This is a genomic window from Phenylobacterium sp. (assembly GCF_030693805.1).
In the GTDB taxonomy this organism is placed as follows: domain Bacteria; phylum Pseudomonadota; class Alphaproteobacteria; order Caulobacterales; family Caulobacteraceae; genus Phenylobacterium.
The window spans coordinates 1-1301 of sequence record NZ_JAUXZW010000280.1 but is presented as its reverse complement, the minus strand read 5'-3'; the positions used below and the strand labels follow the sequence as shown (position 1 = coordinate 1301).

2 protein-coding genes are annotated in these 1301 nt (G+C 44.8%); both read left to right on the top strand.

The window, feature by feature from the left end; translation table 11 throughout:
* Window positions 1-215: ATP cone domain-containing protein (locus Q8M88_RS10775; RefSeq protein ID WP_371132676.1), on the top strand; the 215-nt coding region annotated here is incomplete at its 5' end.
* 201 nt (window positions 216-416) lie between these two features.
* Window positions 417-1301, top strand: an 885-nt coding sequence (ribD, locus tag Q8M88_RS10770) for a bifunctional diaminohydroxyphosphoribosylaminopyrimidine deaminase/5-amino-6-(5-phosphoribosylamino)uracil reductase RibD (protein WP_305597159.1), incomplete at its 3' end; no start/stop codon positions are given.

The following is a 1301-nucleotide window of genomic DNA, read 5'->3' as shown; positions in this document are numbered from 1 at the left end:
GCATGAATGTGATAGAAGATTTTCTTGATGAGCTTGAGCGCGATCTCAGGGAAACAGAAGAAAAAGAAATACCTGCCCACGTAGTCGGCGAAAAGATCATGGCCAAACTTCATGAAATTGATGCTGTGGCATACGTCAGGTTCGCTTCGGTTTACAGGGAATTCAAGGATGTTAATGATTTTGTTTCGGAATTGAAGAAATTGTTAACAAAGTGAAACAACCGGCAAAAGCCGGTAGTTTCAGGGGCCGAGGATTCGAGGATTCCAGGGTCCAAGTGAAAAGCATTTCTTCCATCACTTGACCACCTGAACCCTTGAACCCTTTTCCGGCAAAACTCGAACTGAGGTTTTTGCCTAAAAGCTGGGGTTTTTCTCCTGATTCCCGAATGGGACAATTATAGTGATTGTTTAATAATTATGGATGACACATTCTTCATGAAGATGGCGCTTGATCTTGCCGAGAAAGGCCGGGGGCTTACTTCCCCAAACCCCATGGTCGGCGCAGTTGTTGTTAAAGACGGCAGAATTGCCGGGAAAGGGTATCATGAAGCGGCAGGAAAACCTCATGCTGAGGTGAATGCCATTGATGACGCAAAAGCCTGCGGAAGCGGAGCCACTCTTTACGTTACGCTTGAACCGTGCAACCATTTCGGGAAAACGCCTCCCTGCACTGAAAAAATTCTTGCTTCGGGCATAAAAAGGGTTATAGCGGCAGCGGGAGATCCCAATCCTGATGTAAAAGGAGGCGGCGCAGAGTTTTTAAGAAGTAAGGGCGTGGAAGTAATTGTTGGAATTTGTGAAAAAGAGGCAAAAAAACAGAACGAAGTTTTTTTTAAATATATCAAAACAAAGCGTCCGTTTGTAACCGTTAAATGCGCTTCGACACTGGACGGGAAAATTGCAACCAGAACCGGAGATTCCAAATGGGTTACAGGCGAAGAATCGAGGCAATTCGTTCACCGGCTGAGGCATTTCTCTGATGCAATTATGGTTGGAATTGATACGGTAAAAAAGGATGATCCAAAACTTACAACCCGGCTTGACGGAATAAAGGGCCGGAATCCGGTAAGAATAATTCTCGATTCAAGGCTTTCAATTTCTGAAGATGCGATTGTATTGCAGCGGAATCCCGGTTCTGATACAATTATAATAGTAACCGATTCGGCGCTTGATGCGGTCCTGTTACGGAAAAAAGCAAAATTTGAAGAGAAAGGCATCAAGATTATTGAGTCTCCGACCAAGGGCAACCTGATAGATCTCGATTTTCTTATGGGAAGACTCGGCTCAATCGGGATTACGAGC